Below are 1,334 nucleotides of genomic sequence, written 5' to 3' on the forward strand. Positions count from 1 at the left end.
TATTCTTAGCGTCTAAACACGGCCTGCGCCCTGTATTCAGCACGACTCCAAGAACATATCACCTGCTGAGGATTTCAACAGAGCCATTTTAGGTGCAACTCCACTCAAAGAGCGGAGTGAGAAGGCTGAAGCACTTGACCGAATGCTTCAGCAACTTCGCAAAAATGCGGACCCCGAGTTCGGCAGGATTTACATGGACAGCCAGTTGTTCGAAGCCGATATTGTCACAGCGTGCCGAGAACACGGACTGAACTGGATGATTCAGGCCCCTGATAAAGAGATGTATACGGAGCTCGCTGAGAACGCCCTCGGGGGAACCAAAAAAAAGAAGATATTACTTTCACCAATTTCGATGCGAGTCACCGGACGTTCAACGCGATCATCTGGCCGGTCCCCGACGAAGAAGTCGGGCAAAAAGAAACTACGCCAGCGACAGATCTCACTCGCTATCACGACCAAACCGAGAGCATTAATGATAGTTCCTCAGACGAGACGGATCCTGACAGCAGCCCCCAATCCCGGCTTGATCGACACGGCAAGATGCCTCCTGTAGCGGAGACGCCTGATGCCGGGAGCGGCGAAAGCGATACACACACCATCTGGATTACAGATATGGATGTCGGTGAGCGGGACTTGGAGGGACTCGGCTATCAGTACCGCCACCGGTGGAGGATAGAGACAGCCATCCGCCAGTTGAAACATACGTTTCAGGGACAATGCCGGTCTTCGGACCGGTTGCGGCGGGCGGTTTACTATCGTATCATGGTTTTGGGAACTTCAAAGTATATATTAGAAACTCGAACTAATCCGTCGGACGTGTATTAATTCCATGTTGTCGGATTCATCCTGCGGCTAGCCGCAGCTGCTCTTCTTGAATTCGTATAATTGCTTTGTTGAAACCATTGGTCGCTGATAGTTTGTCGAGGCTGTGCTACATTCAGAGCGCGTATCTACCCCGAGACGACCTTTCGATAGCCTTTCCGGAAAAGTTGCCCCGCACCTAGGATAGTAAGTACTACTGCGCCAGTTACAACCGCTGAGTGAACGATTTTATACGATGGAAACGGCGTGTATCGACCGAGAATGAGCAGCGTCGTCGCTATTATCCACAGAATATACAATCCGATACCAGTTTGATAGAGGGCCTTGCGCATGATTGGACTTTGGAAAGCTGTACACTTCTTTTTGATGTCCTCCTGTTGAATATCCTTTCTGCATCTCTCACGCCGATCCTATCACCGCTTAACGATTTCAACAGAACCAGCTCTGTTGGAATCCTCAGAATTTGATACATCTTACCGCGGTTTCGGTCACTACTGCTCTGTTGAATCCGC

1 protein-coding gene is annotated in these 1,334 nt (G+C 50.1%); it reads right to left on the reverse strand.

Annotated elements, in window-relative coordinates; genetic code table 11:
* Positions 1–1,102 precede the first annotated feature (1,102 nt).
* Positions 1,103–1,334: hypothetical protein (locus DJ75_RS18850; RefSeq protein WP_217900374.1), on the reverse strand; the 232-nt coding region annotated here is incomplete at its 5' end.

The sequence above is a fragment of the Halorubrum sp. Eb13 genome, from assembly GCF_002252895.1.
In the GTDB taxonomy this organism is placed as follows: domain Archaea; phylum Halobacteriota; class Halobacteria; order Halobacteriales; family Haloferacaceae; genus Halorubrum.